Source organism: Micromonospora sp. DT68 (assembly GCF_049847245.1).
In the GTDB taxonomy this organism is placed as follows: domain Bacteria; phylum Actinomycetota; class Actinomycetes; order Mycobacteriales; family Micromonosporaceae; genus Micromonospora; species Micromonospora profundi.
Map to the genome: position 1 here is coordinate 256063 of NZ_JBNCNZ010000002.1, position 15893 is coordinate 271955.

Genomic DNA, 15893 nt, shown 5'->3' on the forward strand with positions numbered 1-15893 from the left:
CCACGACGAGGAGGTGATCGGGGATGGACCAACGACGCGCTGACCCGCGCGGCGCTCTGGTACGTCCGTACGCGGTCACCCGCGGTCGTACCGAGCCCCGGCAGGACATCGCCCTCGAGGCGGTCCTCACGGCCTCCCCCACCCAGGTTGCCGAGTCCCGCTTCGCGGGGCACGACAAGCACCGCATCGCCACGGTCTGCGAGGGCCGGGCGCAGTCGCTGGCGGAGATCGCCGCGTACACCCGGATGCCGCTTGGCGTCGCCCGGGTGCTGGTCGCCGACATGGTGGCCGAGAGCCTGCTGACGTTACACACTGCTGCTCCCGCCGAGGGGTTCGAGGAGCGGATGGAACTGCTTGGAAGGGTGCTAAGTGGACTTCGCAGGCTATGACCCCGCTGGGGGGCGGCCGGGCCGGGGAATCGTCTCCGCGAAGATCGTTGTCGCGGGCGGGTTCGGCGTCGGTAAGACGACCCTTGTCGGTTCGATCTCCGAGATCCAACCGCTGACGACAGAGGCGGTGATGACCGCGGCCGGTGTCGGCATCGACGACCCGTCCAAGGTGCCGGGCAAGGAGACCACAACGGTCGCCATGGACTTCGGCCGCATCACGATGGCCCAGGACCTGATCCTGTACCTCTTCGGTACACCGGGTCAGACCCGCTTCTGGTTCATGTGGGACGAGATCATCCGGGGCGCGGTGGGTGCCGCAGTGCTTGTGGACACCCGACGGATCACCGACGCGTTCGCCCCGCTCGACTACTTCGAGAACCGCAACCTGCCGTACGTGGTGGCGCTCAACCACTTCGACGGCGCTCCGCAGTACGAGCTGGACGAGGTCCGCGAGGCGTTGGCCATCTCGCCGCAGGTGCCGCTGGTGATGACCGATGCCCGGCACCGGGACTCGGTAAAGCAGGTGCTGGTGACTGTCGTCGAGCACGCCATGCTCCGGTTGCAGGCCGAGCACGGTCGCGGGTTCCCCACGCCGGTCGGCTGACCGTCCCGGCCGGCCGGCGTACACCGGCCGGCCGGGCAGCTCAGTCGACCCGGAGCCGGTAGCCGCGTTTGACCACGGTCTGCACCACACGTGGCGCGCGCAGGCCGGCCCGCAGCCGGGCCACCGCCATCTCCACGGCGTGCTCGTCCGCGCCCCGGGGCAGGGTCCGCAGCAGTGCCGTACGCGACAGCACCCGACCGGGGGACTGGGCCAGCGCCCGCAGCACCGCCATCGGCGCGGGTGCCAGGGGTCGCAGCTCGCCGTCGATCACCGCTGCGTGCCCGCGCAGGGTGAGCAGGTGCCCGCCGGCCTTGAACGTCACGGTCCGGCGAGGTAGCTCGTCGGCGATGGTCCGCACCAGCGCGCCCAGCCGTGCCCGCCCCGGCGCGCTCACCGGAACCCCGTGCCGCAGCAGGGGTTCGGCCGTCACCGCGCCGACGCAGCTGGCGAGCACGTCGCTGCGGAACGCCGACACCACCGCGTCGGTGCGGTCGCCGGCCGCCCGCAGCAGCGCCTCGGCCGCCGGCGCCGAGGTGAACGTCACCGCGTCCACCAGCCGGCCGGCGATCAGGTCGATGAGCCGGTGCAGCGGCGCCAGGTCGGTAGGCGGCGCCCAGCGGTAGACCGGAACCTCGATCACAGTGGCGCCGGCGGCCTCCAGCGCGAGCGTGCACTCCGGCTGCCGCTCCCCGTGCAACTGCATGGCGATCACCTGCCCGGCCACACCGCGCCGACGCAGGTGGTCGACCACCTCGTCGCAGCTCTCCGAATCCGGTGACCACTGGTCGTGCAGCCCTGCCGCCCGGATCGCGCCACGTGCCTTCGGGCCTCGGGCCACCACGTAGGACTGGGCCAGCACCGAGCGCAGCGGCTCCGCCAGCCCCCAACCTTCGGCCGCCTCCAACCACCCGCGCATACCGATGCCGGTGTTGGCCATCAGGATGTCCGGCGGCTGGTCAAGGCAGGCGCGCGTCGCCTCGCGCAGCTCGGTGTCGTCGGAGAGCGGAACGATCCGCAGCGCAGGGGCGAGCACCACACGTGCGCCCCGGCGTTCGAGCAGCGCTGCCAACTCGTCGCGCCGCCGGTCGGCGGTCACCCCGATCGTGAAGCCGGCCAGTTCCTCCCGCATCAGCCCTCCCGTCTCAGCCGCACCTCGACAAGCCCGTCACGGCAGCGAGCGTCATGCCGGGCCACTGCCACCTCGGGCAGATCGAGGCAGGCGCCGCTGCGCAGGTCGTACACCTGCTTGTGCAGCGGCGAGGCGACAGTCGGCACTCCGGCGCGGCTGCCCACGATGCCCCGGGACAGCACGTACACGCCGGAGACCGGATCGCGGTTGTCGATCGCGAACAGCCCTTCTGCGGTGCGGAAGAGGGCGACCTGAACCCCGTCGACAAGGGCGGCGACGCCCCGGTCGGGGTCCAGCCGGTCGATGGGGCAGACAGCTGTCCAGTCCAGTGTGCTGTGGTGGCTCATCGCCGTACCTCCGGGAGGCCGAGCGTCACCGGCTGCCGGCGGTGGCCGTTCGCCGGCACCGGTTGGCCGCGTTCCTGCGTGAAGGTGATCGACGGGTCGGGCACGTCGGGGGCGTTGACGAAGGAGGTGTAGCGGCGCAGCCGGTCCGGGTCGTTCAGCACGTCGCGCCACTCGTCGGAGTACGTGGTCACGTGCCGGGCCATCGCCGCGTCAAGGTCTGCGCACAGGCCCAGGGAGTCGTCGACGATCACCGAGCGCAGGTGGTCCAGGCCGCCGTCCATCGACTCGATCCAGCCGGCGGTGCGTTGCAGCCGGTCGGCGGTGCGGATGTAATACATCAAGAATCTATCGATTAGTCGAATCAGCGTTTCTGTCGACACATCGGTGGCGAACAGGTCGGCGTGCCGGGGCCGGAAACCGCCGTTGCCGCCGACGTAGAGGTTCCAGCCGGTCTCGGTGGCGATGATGCCGAAGTCCTTGCTGCGGGCCTCGGCGCACTCGCGGGCGCAGCCGGACACCGCCGACTTGAGCTTGTGCGGGGCGCGCAGCCCGCGGTAGCGCAACTCCAGCGCCACGGCCAGCCCCACCGAGTCCTGCACCCCGTACCGGCACCAGGTTTCACCGACGCAGGACTTCACAGTGCGCAGCGCCTTGCCGTACGCGTGACCGGACTCGAAGCCGGCGTCCACCAGCCGCCGCCAGATCAGCGGCAACTGTTCCACCCGTGCGCCGAACAGGTCGATCCGCTGCCCGCCGGTGATCTTCGTGTAGAGCTGGAAGTCCCGGGCGACCTCACCGATCACGATCAGCTTCTCCGGGGTGATCTCGCCGCCGGGGATCCGGGGCACCACCGAGTAGCTGCCGTCGCGTTGCAGGTTGGCAAGGAAGTGGTCGTTTGTGTCCTGCAACGACGCCTGCTCCCCGTCGAGCACGTGCCCGTTGCCCAGCGAGGCGAGGATCGACGCCACCACCGGCTTGCAGATGTCGCAGCCGCGCCCCCGGCCGTGCTCGGCGACCAACCGGGAGAACGTTCGGATGCCGCGTACCCGGACGATCTCGAACAGGTCCCGCCGGCCCACGTCGAAGTGCTCGCACAGCGCGGCGGACTGCGCCACCCCGGCCGCGTCAAGCAGTTGCTTGAGCATCGGCACGCAGGACCCGCAGCTGGTGCCCGCTCTGGTGCACGCCTTCAACGCCGGCACGTCCACGCAGCCGTCGGCGATTGCGGCGTCCACGTCGCCGCGGGTCACCGCGTTGCAGGAGCAGACCTGCGCGCTTGCGGGCAGCGCGCCGGCGTCCGCGCCGCCGCCGTCCGGCGCGAGCAACGCAAGCGGCGCGGCCGGCAGCGGGCCGCCCACACTGGCCCGCAACGTCGGGTACGCGCTGGCGTCGCCCACCAGCACCCCGCCCAGCAGGGTGTGCGCGTCGTCGGACAGGACCAGCTTCGCGTAGACCCGGGTGGCCGGATCGGTGAACGTGACGTCCAGGCAGCCCTCGGTGGTGCCGTGCGCGTCACCGAACGAGGCCACGTCCACGCCGAGCAGCTTCAGCTTGGTGGCGGTGTCCGCGCCCGGGAAGGTCGCCGCGCCGCCGACCAGCCGGTCGGCCACCACCTCGGCCGTCGCGTACCCGGGAGCGACCAGACCGTGGCAGGTGCCGTCGACCGCAGCGCACTCACCGACCGCCCAGATCCGCTCGTCGGCGCTGCGGCAGGTCGCGTCGACAAGCACCCCGCCGCGCGGGCCGAGCGGCAGGTCGGCGGCCCGCGCCAGCTCGTCGCGCGGTCGGATGCCGGCGGCCACCACCACCAGGTCCGCGTCGACGGTACGGCCGTCGGAGAGTTCCAGGGCCTCGACAGCGCCGTCCGCCCCGGCCCGGATCGCCGTGGTGCCCACCCCGAGGTGGGTACGCACACCCAACTCCTCGACGTACCGACGGAGCATCGCCGCGCCGGCCTGATCGACCTGCACCGGCATGAGGCGGGGCGCGAACTCGACAACGTCGGTGCTCAGGCCCAGCAGTCGCAGGGCGTTTGCCGCCTCCAACCCGAGCAGCCCACCGCCGATCACCGCGCCGACCCGCCGGCCCTGCGCGTACGCCCGGATCGCAGCCAGGTCGTCAAGGGTGCGGTAGACGAAGACTCCGGGCAGGTCGGCGCCGGGCACCGGAGGCACGAACGGGTACGAGCCGGTGGCCAGCACCAGCGCGTCATACGGGTACTCGCCGTCGACGGTGGTCACCACCCGCCGGTCACGGTCGATGGCGGTGGCCGGCTCGCCGAGGCGCAGCCGCACCCCGTCGTGCGGGGTGTGCACGTTGAGTTCGTCCTCGCCCACCCCGTCGAAGAACGCCGAGAGCCGCACCCTGTCGTACGCCGGACGCCGCTCCTCGGCCAACACGGTGACCCGCCAGTGTTGCTGTGGATCGCGGGCGCGCAGCGCGTCGACGAAACGCTGCCCCACCATGCCGTTGCCGATGACGACCAGGTCACCGCCGCTCATCGCGTCACCTCCACCGATTCCGCTTGGGACAGCCAGTCGACGATGCCGGCGACGGCGTCCCGGCACCCCCCGCATCCGGTGCCGGCGCGGGTGGACGCCACCACCGCGTCGACAGTTCGCGCTCCGGCCCGCCAGCACCGCACAAGCGTTCCCTTGGTGACGGCGTTGCACTGGCAGACGACTGCGGCGTCCGGCATGAGCGCAGGTGTTGCGGCCGGAGTCGTGGCGGCACCGCCGCCGAGCGCTCGGCCCAGCAGCAGCGCCCGCCGGTCGGCCGGCACCGGGTGACCACGGTCGAAGAGCTGGATCACCGTGCCGACTGCCGGGTTGTCGCCCAGCAGGATCGCGCCGGTAAGCCGCTCGTCGTGGATCCGCAGCCGCGCGTACGTCCCCCGGGTCGGGTCGGCGAAGGTCAGCACCTCGCCCGGCTCGCCGCCCACCGGGTCGCCCATGGCCGCCAGGTCGATCCCGGCCGCCTTGAGCCGGGTCACCACTGGCCGGGGCCGGTAGCGGGCCAGCGGGTCCGTCCCGGTCAGCACGTCGGCGAGCACCCGGGCCTGCGCCCAGGCGGGTGCGACGAGCCCGGTGAGTACGCCGTCGTGCTCGGCGCAGTCGCCGATCGCCGAGACGCGCCGGTCGTTTGTGCGCAGCCTGTCGTCCACCACCACGCCGCGTCGCACGGCCAGCCCGGCGGCCGTCGCGAGGGCGGTGTCGGGGCGTACCCCGCAGCAGAGCACAAGCAGGTCGGCGGTGAGCGTCCGGCCGTCGGCCAGGTCGAGGCGGACCCGGTCGGCGTCCGCTTCGATCCCGGCCGCCGGCACCGCGAGCTCGACCGTGACGCCGAGCCCGGCGAGCGTGCCGGCGAGCACCGCGCTTGCCGCCGGGTCGAGTTGCCGTTCCATCAGGTGCTCCCTCGGGTGCACCACTGTTGTGACAAGCCCTCGGGTGGCGAGCCCTCGGGCGGCCTCCAGGCCGAGCAGCCCGCCGCCGAGCACGATCGCGGTGCCGGCGCCGTCAGCCACGGCGAGGATCCGGCGGCAGTCGTCGAGGGTCCGGAACGGGACCACCCGGTCCGGTAGGTGGGCCGGGTCGAGGCCGGGCAGCGCCGGCAGCACCGGCCGGCTGCCGGTGGCCAGCACCAGATGGTCGTAGCCGATGCGTTCGCCGTCGGCGGTCTGGACCTCGCGGCCCGACCGGTCCACGGCGGTCACCTGCACGCCGGTACGCCTGTCGATGCCGTGCCCGGCGGCCTCGGTCAGCTCCACGTCCGGCTCGCCGATCCGGCCCGCCAGCAGGGTGGAGAGCATGATCCGGTTGTACGCGCGGTGCTGCTCCGCCCCGAGCACTGTGACCTTCCGGTCGCCCTCGCGGGTGTGCAGTTCGCTCGCGAGACGGGCACCGGCCATCCCGTTGCCGACGATCACGACGCGGCCGCTCATGCCTTCTCCACCCGGACCGCGCAGATCTTGAACTCGGGCATCCCGGAGATCGGGTCCACCGCGTCGTTCGTCACCGAGTTGGCACGGGCCGCACCGGGCCAGTGGAACGGCGCGAAGACAGTGTCCGGCCGGATCCCCGGGCTGAGTCGGGCCGGGGCGTGCAGCTCCCCTCGGCGCGAGGTCACCCGCACCCTGTCACCGTCGTCGACGCCCAACCGGGCGGCCAGGTCGGGGTGCAGCTCGACGAAAGCCTCACCCGCGGCCCGGCGCAACGCGTCAACCCTGCGGGTCTGGGTGCCGGACTGATACTGCGCCAGCACCCGGCCGGTGGTGAAGTGCAGCGGGTACGCGTCGCAGACCTCCTCGGCGGCCGGCCGGTGGTCCACGGGATGGAAGCGGGCACGACCGTCCGGGGTGCCGAACCGGTCGGCGAAGAGCCGTGGCGTGTCCGGCCCGTCCTCGGTCGGGCAGGGCCAGAAGACGCCGTCGGCGGCGTCGATCCGATCCCAACTGATGCCTGCGTAATCGGCTACCCCGCCGGCGGAGGCGCGGCGCAACTCGGCGAACACGACGGCCGGGTCACTCGGAAACCGCGTCGCCGCGGCACTCCGCGCGCGGGCGCTGGCGGCTTCGGCGGTGCCCCGTGCAGGGCTCGGCGTCGCGGCGACGGTCGGGCCGGTGCCGGTTTCCTCCGCGGCTGCCAGCCGGGCCGCGAGGTCGGCGATGATGGCCAGGTCGGTGCGGACGTCCGGCGGGGGTGGGCGCAGCGCGCGTCGGCGCAGCACCCGGCCCTCCAGGTTGGTCATGGTGCCGTCCTCCTCGGCCCACTGCGCGGTGGGCAGCACCACGTCGGCCAGCGCCGCGGTCTCGGAGAGCAGCAGGTCGGCGACGACAAGCAGGTCGAGGTCGCGCAGCCTGCCCTCGATCCTGCTCGCGCGGGGAGCGGAGACCACCGGGTTCGAGCCGAACACCAGCAGCGCCCGGGGGCCGCCGGGAGTGCCGAGCGAGTCGAGCAGTTGCAGGGCCGGCACGCCGGGACCGGGCAGGTCGTCGGCCGGTACGCCCCAGACCCCCGCCACGTGCTCCCGGGCCGCCGGGTCGTCGATCCGCCGGTAGCCGGGGAGCTGGTCGGCCTTCTGCCCGTGCTCACGCCCGCCCTGGCCGTTGCCCTGGCCGGTGAGGCAGCCGTACCCGGAGCCCTCCCGGCCGGGCAGACCGAGGGCGAGGGCCAGATTGACGTACGCGGTGACAGTGTCGACGCCCTTGGCATGCTGTTCGGCGCCGCGAGCGGTCAGGATGATCACCCGCCCGCCGGTGCCCAACGCGCGGGCGGTCGCCTCCAGGTCGGCCACCGGAACGCCGGAGAGTTGTTCGGCGCGGGCCGGCCACCAGGCGGCGACGCTGCGGCGGACCGCCTCGAAGCCGGTCGTGCGGTCGGCGACGTACGCCTTGTCGACCCAGCCCTCCGTGAGCGCGATGTGCAGCAGCGCGTTGGCAACCGCGAGGTCGGTGCCGGGCAGCGGTTGCAGGTGCAGGTCGGCCTGACGGGCGGTGGCGGTGAGCCGGGGGTCGACGACGATCAGCCGGCCGCCGCCGCGTCGCTGCTCGGTCAGCCAGCGCATCAGCGGCGGCATGGTCTCCGCCGGGTTCGCGCCGACCAGCAGCAGGGTGTCGGCGCGGCCGAGGTCGGCCAGCGGGAAGGGCAGGCCCCTGTCGACACCGAAGGCGCGCATCCCGGCCGCCGCCGCCGAGGACATGCAGAACCGTCCGTTGTAGTCGATGTGCCTGGTGCGCAGCGCGACGCGGGCGAACTTTCCCAGCGCGTACGCCTTCTCGTTGGTGAGCCCACCGCCACCGAAGACGGCGACGGCGTCCCGGCCGGCGCTGCCCTGGACGGCGTGGATGCCGGTGACGATCCGGCCCAGCGCTTCGTCCCAGCTCGCGGGGCGCAGGTCACCGGTGACCGGGTCGCGCAGCAGCGGGCTGGTCAGCCGCTCCGGATGGTCGAGCAGGTCGGCGGAGGTCCAGCCCTTCTGGCAGAGGCCGCCCCGGTTGGTGGGGAACTGGCGGGGGAGCACCGTCACCCGGCCGTCGTCCTCCCGCAGTGTCATCCCACACTGGAGTGCGCAGTACGGGCAGTGTGTGGCTGCCTCCCGGGGCGTCCGCCCCGGTCGAGTTGCCGACCATGCACCGTCTGTCATGTCGGGAAAGCGTGCCGCCGGGCGGTTTCGCGTCGGCGTCCCTTCTGTTTCGGTCCTGTCAAGTACGGCTCACACCGCACGAAGGCATCGGAAGTGACGGCTGGGTCCTGATCGCCGACCTGCCGGCCGCCTCGCGGGAGGCGTCCGGCAGGTGTCTCACGCTGCGGTCAGGGGTGCACCGACCGGCCGCTGAGGGTCTATTATCTGGGAAAGTCGTCTCAATTCTTGGGAGTCACGATGAGTGTGGCGGAAGCGTTCGACGCGGTGGCCGGCACCTACGACGAGGCACGCCGCAGGCTGGTGCCCTGCTTCGATTCCTTCTACGGCACCGCCGTCCAGGTGGCCGCGCCACCGTTGCGCGCCGCGCTGGCCGCCGGCCGTACCCCAGAGGTGTTGGACCTGGGCGCCGGCACCGGCCTGCTCTCGCTCCTGCTCGCCGCCGCGGTGCCGGGAGTGCGGCTGACCCTGGTGGACGCCGCGCCGGCAATGCTGTCCCGCGCCGCCGACCAGTTGCGCGCCCGCGCCGTGCCGCACCGGACCGTCCGGGCCGACCTGGCCGACGACCTGCCGACCGGCCGGTACGACGCAGTGGTCAGCGCGCTGGCGATCCACCACCTGGACGACGCCGGCAAGCGGGCGCTCTACCGGCGGGCCGCCGGCACGCTGGCACCCGGCGGCGTCTTCGTCAACGCCGAGCAGGTGGCCGGGCCGACCCCTGCCCTGGACCGGCGCTACGACGAGGCGTGGACGGCGCGGATCACCGAGCTGGGCTCGCCTCCCGACGAGATCGCCGCCGCACGGGAGCGGATGCGGCACGACCGGCCCGCTACCGTCGCCGACCAGTGCCGGTGGCTCGACGAGGCGGGGCTGGTCGACGTCGACTGTTTCTTCAAGGAGTGGCGCTTCGCGGTGTTCGGCGGCCGGGCAGGCGAGCAGGCCCGGTGAATTGCGCCTTTCGCCCGCCAGTGGCAAGCGGGTAAGCGTGCGGATGACTGATAGTCATACCGCTGGGTAATCTCATCGGCATGACTGCCAAGGTGACGTTGTCGTTCACAGACGAGACAATCGAGGACGCCCGACGCTTCGCCAAGCGTGAAGGGCTCTCGCTCTCGGCCTGGATGGACCAGGCCGCCCGGGAAAAGGCGCTGCGCGAGGTCTTCACCGCGCACGCCGCCGCCGTGGGCCGCGCCAGCCTCGACCTGGAGTCCGCAGCCCTCGCCGACGCCCGCGAGGCAGGCATGGTCAACGACCTCCTCGCCGACGGACGGCCGCGTGCTGCGTAGGGGTGAGGTCTGGCGCATCGAGGGCGCCCGGGAACGCCTCGGCCTGGTGATCAGCTCAGACGTCTACAACTCCACCGACGTGCCCATCGTGATCGTCGTCGAGGTTGTCGAGGAGTCGCTGCTGCGGGATTCCCCGCTCGCCGTGTCCATGGGCCGCTACGTGGTGATGCCCGACCGGATCTCGTCACCCATGAAGAAGTGGTTCACCAGTTGCGTGGACGTCGCCGACACCGACACCATGCTCCGGGTCGGCCGCGCGCTGCGCATCCTCCAGCAACTCTGACCGCGCTCACCATCGTCGTCGGCCCGTGGTGCGGTCCCCGTATCCCGGCCGACCCGCGACGGGCACTGCCGGGTAATCCGGTGTTCCTAGCGTTCCTCCCTGTCACATCGACGAGGAGGAGCCGCCGTGAGCACGCTCACCAGCACCGCAGTCAGCGCCGGCCCACCGGCCACCACCGCGACCCGACACCGGCTCGACGACTGGCGACCCGAGGACCCCGAATTCTGGCGGACCACCGGCGCGCCGATTGCCCGACGGAACCTCTGGGTGTCGATCTTCGCCGAGCACGTCGGTTTCTCCGTGTGGAGCCTCTGGTCGGTGACAGTGCTCTTCCTCGGCCCCGAGTACGGCATCGACCCGGCCGGCAAGTTCCTGCTCACCGCCGTGCCCGCCGCGCTGGGCGCGGTGCTGCGGCTGCCGTACACGCTGGCCGTGGCCCGCTTCGGCGGCCGGCGCTGGACGATCATCAGCGCCCTGCTGCTGCTCGTACCGACAGTGCCGATGGCGGTGCTACTGGAACCCGGGGTGTCCTACGGCACGCTCATGGTGCTCGCCTGCCTCACCGGGGTCGGCGGCGGCAACTTCGCCTCCTCGATGGCGAACATCAACCTGTTCTACCCGTCCCGGCTCAAGGGGCGGGCCCTCGGGCTCAACGCGGGCGGCGGCAACCTGGGCGTACCCGCTGTGCAGTTGGTCGGGCTCGCGGTCCTCGCGACCGCCGGTGCCGCGTACCCCCGGCTGGTGCCGGCGGTCTACCTGCCGCTGATCGTGCTTGCCGCGCTGGCGGCGGCCCGCTGGTTGGACACCGTGCCCGGCGCGCGCAACGAGCCCGGAGCGCTGCGCGAGGCCGCCCGCGATCCGCACACCTGGATCATGTCCCTGCTGTACGTCGGCACGTTCGGCTCGTTCATCGGGTTCGGCTTCGCCTTCGGCCAGGTGCTGCAACTCGAGTTCGCGGAGCGGTTCCCCACCCCCGTCGACGCGGCCTGGCTGACCTTCCTCGGCCCGCTCGTCGGTTCGCTGATCCGGCCGCTGGGCGGGCACCTTGCCGACCGCCTGGGCGGCGCCCGGGTGACCTTCTGGAACTTCGTGGCGATGGCAGCCGGCGCCAGCACCGTGCTGTACGCGGCCCGGGAACGCTCCTTCGGGCTCTACCTGACCGGGTTCATCGCCCTCTTCGTGTTCTCCGGCATCGGCAACGGCTCCACCTACAAGATGATCCCGGCCATCTTCCGGGCCCGGGCGGCGGACGCGGTGGTAGCCGGGCGTGACCCGGAGGACGCCGCCCGCTGGGCACGGCGGATGACCGGTTCGTTGATCGGCATCGCCGGTGCCGTCGGCGCCTCCGGCGGGGTGCTCGTCAACATCTCCTTCCGCCAGTCGTTCCTCGGCTCCGGCAACGCCGACGCCGCCTACCTCGTCTTCATCGGCTGGTACGCGCTCTGTTTCGCCGTCACCTGGGTGGTCTACCGTCGTCCGCGTGCCGGGCAGCTCGCCGGAGTGTGAGCTGAACCACGGCCGGCGCGTCGGCGCGCGGGACCGCACCCCCGTTTTGACCTGCGGACGGGGCGCCGGGTATCGTTGCCTGCTGTTGTACGACATCCAGAGGCGTGCCCTATCAGGTACGCTTGGTCGTTCGTGCGCGCTGGTCCGGCCTGCAAGATCTGGTCACCTCGGCGCGCGACCCCAGACCGACGACGAGACAAGGTAGACCTGTGCGTACGTACAGCCCGAAGCCGGGTGAGATCGAGCGTCAGTGGCACGTCATCGACGCCTCTGATGTCGTGCTGGGCCGCCTGGCCACCCACGCCGCCACGTTGCTGCGTGGTAAGCACAAGCCGACTTTCGCGCCGCACGTCGACACGGGCGACTTCGTCGTCATCGTGAACGCGGGCAAGGTTGCGCTGACCGGCAACAAGCGCCAGACCAAGGTCGCTTACCGCCACTCCGGTTACCCGGGTGGCCTGAAGCAGATCGGCTACGACGAGCTGCTGACCAAGCGCCCGGAGCGGGCCATCGAGCTCGCTGTGAAGGGAATGCTCCCGCACAACAAGCTCGGCCGTCAGCTGATCAAGAAGCTGAAGGTCTACGCCGGTGCCGAGCACCCGCACCTCGCGCAGCAGCCGGTGCCGTTCGAGATCAAGCAGATCGCGCAGTGAGCGCGGGCGAAGGAAGCAGCATGACCGACATCACCGAGACCGAGGTTGCCCCCGAGGCCACCGAGGCGCCGGCGCCCGTCGCCCGCGCGCCGCGTGGTGACCGCCCGATCCAGACCGTGGGTCGGCGCAAGGAGGCCATCGTCCGGGTTCGTATCGTCCCGGGCACCGGCAAGATCACGTGCAACGGCCGTGACCTCGAGGCGTACTTCCCGAGCAAGGTGCACCAGCAGCTCATCAAGGACCCGCTGGTCACCGCCGAGAAGCCCGAGGCGTTCGACGTCATCGCCAACCTGCGCGGCGGCGGCACCACCGGCCAGGCCGGTGCGCTGCGGCTGGCCATCGCCCGTGCGCTGATCGTCAGCGAGCCGGACGACCGCCCGGCCCTCAAGAAGGCCGGCTTCCTCACCCGTGACGCCCGGGTCAAGGAGAGCAAGAAGTACGGCCTCAAGAAGGCCCGTAAGGCTCCCCAGTACTCGAAGCGCTGATCTTTCCCAGCGCGTTGTACTTCTGACGGACGGCCGGTCCGCCTCCCCTCGAACGGGGGAGGTGGACCGGCCGTTCCGCTTTCTCCTCATAGGCAGTGCTCATCGGAGGTTGGCGGGTATGGGTCGGTTGTTCGGCACGGACGGCGTACGCGGGCGGGCGAATGCGGATCTCACACCGGAGTTGGCGCTCGCGCTCGCCGTGGCCGCCGCGCACACGCTCTCCGAGACGGATCGCAGCCATCCGCCGCTCGCCGTCGTCGGCCGCGACACCCGGGCCAGCGGCGAGATGCTGGAAGCCGCAGTCGTGGCGGGGCTCACCAGTGCCGGCGCGAACGTGGTGCGGGTGGGCGTGCTGCCCACCCCGGCCGTGGCGTTCCTCACCGCCGAGGCCAAGGCCGACCTCGGGGTGATGCTGTCCGCGTCACACAACCCGATGCCGGACAACGGCATCAAGCTCTTCGCCGCCGGCGGCCACAAGCTGCCCGACGAGATCGAGATGCGGATCGAGGCGGCAGTCGAGACGAACGCCACCACCGCCTGGGACCGGCCGACCGGCGCCGGCGTCGGCCGGGTGCACGACCTGCTCGACGGGGCGGACCACTACGTCCAGCACCTGGTCGGCACCCTGCCGCACCGGCTCGACGGGATCAAGGTCGTGGTCGACTGCGCCAACGGCGCCGCCGCCGAGGTCGCTCCGGTCGCCTACCGGGAGGCCGGCGCCGAGGTCATCGCCATCCACGCCGAGCCCGACGGGCTCAACATCAACGACGACTGCGGCTCCAACCACATCGAGACGCTGCGCGAAGCCGTTGTCGAGCACGGCGCCCACCTCGGCATCGCCCACGACGGCGACGCCGACCGCTGCCTGGCGGTCACCGCCGACGGTGACGAGGTCGACGGCGACCAGGTGATGGCGATCCTCGCGCTGGCCATGCGGGAGGCCGGAACGCTCACCCAGGACACCCTGGTGGCCACCGTGATGAGCAACCTCGGCCTGCGACTCGCGATGTCCGCGCAGGGCATCCGGCTGATCGAGACCAAGGTCGGCGACCGGTACGTCCTGGAGGAGCTACGTGCCTCCGGCCTGGCGCTCGGCGGCGAGCAGAGCGGGCACATCGTCATGCCCGCACATGCCACCACCGGCGACGGCGTCCTCACCGGCCTGCACCTGATGGCCCGCATGGCAGCCACCGGCCAGTCCCTCGCCGAACTGGCGTCCGTGATCACCAAGCTGCCTCAGGTGCTCATCAACGTGCCCGTCGGCGACCGGACCGTCGGCGCCAACGCGCCGGCCGTCCGTGCCGAGGTCGAACGGGCCGAGGCGGAGTTGGGCGAGACCGGCCGGGTGCTGCTGCGTCCCTCGGGCACCGAACCGCTGGTCCGCGTCATGGTCGAGGCGGCAACCGAGGCGACGGCGCGGTCCGTGGCCGAACGCATCGCGGATCTCGTCCGCACCGCCAGCCCCGCTAGCTAGGAGCAGCACCTCCGCGCCCGTGCCCAGGCCGGCCTGCTCGGGCCGGCCTGGCTCGGGCTGGCCTGGGCTGACTCGGCCTGGCCTGGGCTGACTCGGTTCGGGCTGGCCTGGCTCGGTCTGGGCTGGCCCAGGGTCGGCCGGCTGGCTCGGGTGATCCGTCGGTCAGCGGTCCGGGGTCAGCGCGCGTAGTCGGGTGACCGCCTCGCTCAGCACCTCCGGGCGCTTGCAGAAGGCGAACCGCACCAACCGCCGGCCCGCCTCGACGTCGTCGTAGAAGACCTGCGTCGGCACCGCCACCACGCCGCAGCGCTCCGGCAGCGACCGGCAGAACTCCACCCCGTCCGAACCGCCGAGTGGCGTGATGTCGGCGGTGACGAAGTACGTCCCCTCCGGCACCAGCACCTCGAACCCGGCGTCGGTCAGGCCGCCCACGAGTTGGTCACGTTGCTGTTGGAGCCCATCGCGGAAGCCTGTGAAGTAGTCATCCGGCAGTGCCAGCGCCACGGCGACGGCCGGTTGCAGCGGGGAGGCGTTCACGAAGGTGAGGAACTGCTTCACCCGCAGCACGGCCGACACCAGAGCGGCGGGACCACTGGCCCAGCCGACCTTCCAGCCCGTACAGGAGAAGGTCTTGCCGGCCGACGAGATCCGCAACGTACGCTCGCGCATCCCCGGCAGCGTGGCCAGCGGCACGTGTGCGCTCGACGCGTCGCTGAACACCAGGTGCTCGTACACCTCGTCGGTGACCGCGTACGCGTCGAACTCCTGGCACAGCTCGGCGACAAGCGCCAGCTCGGCCGGCGTGAACACCTTGCCGGTCGGGTTGTGCGGCGAGTTGAGCAGCACCAGGCGGGTGCGAGGGCCGAACGCCGCGCGCAGCGCCGCCGGGTCGAAGGCGTACCGGCCGCCGTCGACGGGACGCAACGTGACCGGCCGCCGGACCGCACCGGCCAGAGCGATCGATGCGGCGTACGAGTCGTAGTACGGCTCGAAGCACACCACCTCGTCGCCCGGCTCGCAGAGAGCGAGGATGCTCGCCGCCACCGCCTCCGTCGCACCCGCCGTGATCACGATCTCGCCGTCGGGGTCGTACTCCAGCTCGTGGAACCGCCGCTGATGGGCCGCGACCGCCGCACGGAGGGCGGGGATCCCCGGACCGGGCGGGTACTGGTTCTGCCCACTGCGGAGCGCCTCAGCCGCAGCGGCCAGCATCTCCGGAGGGCCGTCGGTGTCCGGGAAACCCTGGCCCAGGTTGACCGCCCCGGTGCGTACGGCGAGAGCGGACATCTCAGCGAAGATCGTCGTGCCGAACGGCCGCATCCGGGCCACCAGCGGGTCGACATCGGTGCTCGTCACCTGCGCCAGCCTACGGCCACCCCAGCGTCCCGGATACAAGAGAGATTCAGGCGCAGCCTTCCCAACAAACCCCGCCCAGCCCTCGCCCCGCCCAGCCCCAGTCCTCACCAGCCCTGGCCCCGGCTCAGCCCTGGCCCCGGCCCCGGCCCCGGCGCAGCCGCAGCCGCAGCCGCAGCCGCAGCCGCAGCCGCAGCTCAGCCCCAGCCCTGGCCCGACCAGCCCTTGTTCCCGGGCCCGCTCAGC

At 72.1% G+C, this 15893-nt stretch carries 15 protein-coding genes; 9 read left to right on the forward strand and 6 right to left on the reverse strand.

Translation table 11 applies throughout. From position 1 onward, the window contains the following. Window positions 1–23 precede the first annotated feature (23 nt). Together ACPXB1_RS04425 and ACPXB1_RS04430 are read left to right on the forward strand one after the other, a co-directional pair. A complete protein-coding gene (locus ACPXB1_RS04425) occupies window positions 24–389 on the forward strand; it encodes a DUF742 domain-containing protein (protein WP_007465174.1) in 366 nt (121 codons plus the stop codon). Further along, window positions 370–993 (forward strand): GTP-binding protein, encoded by a 624-nt coding sequence (locus ACPXB1_RS04430; RefSeq protein ID WP_053653883.1) that lies wholly within the window; start codon window positions 370–372, stop codon window positions 991–993. Before ACPXB1_RS04425 ends, ACPXB1_RS04430 begins: the two co-directional genes overlap by 20 nt. A 40-nt stretch (window positions 994–1033) precedes the next feature. Here the strand turns inward: ACPXB1_RS04430 and ACPXB1_RS04435 are convergent, their stop codons facing one another. From ACPXB1_RS04435 to ACPXB1_RS04455, 5 genes are read right to left on the reverse strand one after another with little or no spacing between them, the layout of a single operon-like run. After that, a complete protein-coding gene (locus ACPXB1_RS04435; protein ID WP_355590538.1) occupies window positions 1034–2122 on the reverse strand; it encodes a uroporphyrinogen-III synthase in 1089 nt (362 codons plus the stop codon). Next, window positions 2122–2469, reverse strand: coding sequence for a nitrite reductase small subunit NirD (nirD, locus tag ACPXB1_RS04440; RefSeq protein ID WP_355590541.1), 348 nt, complete (start codon window positions 2467–2469; stop codon window positions 2122–2124). The genes ACPXB1_RS04435 and nirD overlap by 1 nt, the downstream gene beginning before the upstream one ends. Continuing rightward, window positions 2466–4970, reverse strand: a complete 2505-nt coding sequence (nirB, locus tag ACPXB1_RS04445; protein WP_355590544.1) for a nitrite reductase large subunit NirB — start codon at window positions 4968–4970, stop codon at window positions 2466–2468. Before nirB ends, nirD begins: the two co-directional genes overlap by 4 nt. Beyond that, window positions 4967–6409 carry an FAD-dependent oxidoreductase gene (locus tag ACPXB1_RS04450; RefSeq protein WP_355631481.1) on the reverse strand — a complete coding sequence of 481 codons (1443 nt, stop codon included), beginning with the start codon at window positions 6407–6409 and terminating at the stop codon, window positions 4967–4969. The genes nirB and ACPXB1_RS04450 overlap by 4 nt, the downstream gene beginning before the upstream one ends. Next, the gene (locus ACPXB1_RS04455) at window positions 6406–8610 is read right to left on the reverse strand and encodes a molybdopterin oxidoreductase family protein (protein ID WP_425734831.1); all 2205 of its coding nucleotides are present in this window, start codon (window positions 8608–8610) and stop codon (window positions 6406–6408) included. The genes ACPXB1_RS04450 and ACPXB1_RS04455 overlap by 4 nt, the downstream gene beginning before the upstream one ends. 237 nt (window positions 8611–8847) lie before the next feature. Between ACPXB1_RS04455 and ACPXB1_RS04460 the strand changes: the two genes are divergently transcribed. From ACPXB1_RS04460 to glmM, 7 genes are all read left to right on the forward strand, one after another. Further along, window positions 8848–9555: a class I SAM-dependent methyltransferase gene (locus ACPXB1_RS04460; protein WP_425734832.1), complete on the forward strand. Its 708-nt coding sequence runs from the start codon at window positions 8848–8850 to the stop codon at window positions 9553–9555. An 80-nt stretch (window positions 9556–9635) separates the two neighbouring features. Further along, window positions 9636–9893 (forward strand): DUF6364 family protein, encoded by a 258-nt coding sequence (locus ACPXB1_RS04465; RefSeq protein ID WP_355590556.1) that lies wholly within the window; start codon window positions 9636–9638, stop codon window positions 9891–9893. Then, window positions 9883–10176 (forward strand): hypothetical protein, encoded by a 294-nt coding sequence (locus ACPXB1_RS04470; protein WP_053653868.1) that lies wholly within the window; start codon window positions 9883–9885, stop codon window positions 10174–10176. The genes ACPXB1_RS04465 and ACPXB1_RS04470 overlap by 11 nt, the downstream gene beginning before the upstream one ends. A 126-nt stretch (window positions 10177–10302) precedes the next feature. After that, on the forward strand, window positions 10303–11682 hold the full coding sequence (locus ACPXB1_RS04475) for an MFS transporter (protein WP_355631493.1): 1380 nt from the start codon (window positions 10303–10305) through the stop codon (window positions 11680–11682). Window positions 11683–11891: 209 nt separating this feature from the next. Continuing rightward, a complete protein-coding gene (rplM, locus tag ACPXB1_RS04480; RefSeq protein ID WP_053653864.1) occupies window positions 11892–12335 on the forward strand; it encodes a 50S ribosomal protein L13 in 444 nt (147 codons plus the stop codon). A gap of 20 nt (window positions 12336–12355) precedes the next feature. Beyond that, window positions 12356–12820: a 30S ribosomal protein S9 gene (gene rpsI / locus ACPXB1_RS04485; RefSeq protein ID WP_139582597.1), complete on the forward strand. Its 465-nt coding sequence runs from the start codon at window positions 12356–12358 to the stop codon at window positions 12818–12820. Window positions 12821–12938: 118 nt separating this feature from the next. Then, a complete protein-coding gene (gene glmM / locus ACPXB1_RS04490; protein WP_355590563.1) occupies window positions 12939–14294 on the forward strand; it encodes a phosphoglucosamine mutase in 1356 nt (451 codons plus the stop codon). Window positions 14295–14456: 162 nt separating this feature from the next. Here glmM and ACPXB1_RS04495 read toward each other — a convergent pair whose 3' ends face one another. Then, window positions 14457–15650 carry a pyridoxal phosphate-dependent aminotransferase gene (locus tag ACPXB1_RS04495; protein WP_355590566.1) on the reverse strand — a complete coding sequence of 398 codons (1194 nt, stop codon included), beginning with the start codon at window positions 15648–15650 and terminating at the stop codon, window positions 14457–14459. Window positions 15651–15893: the final 243 nt, after the last annotated feature.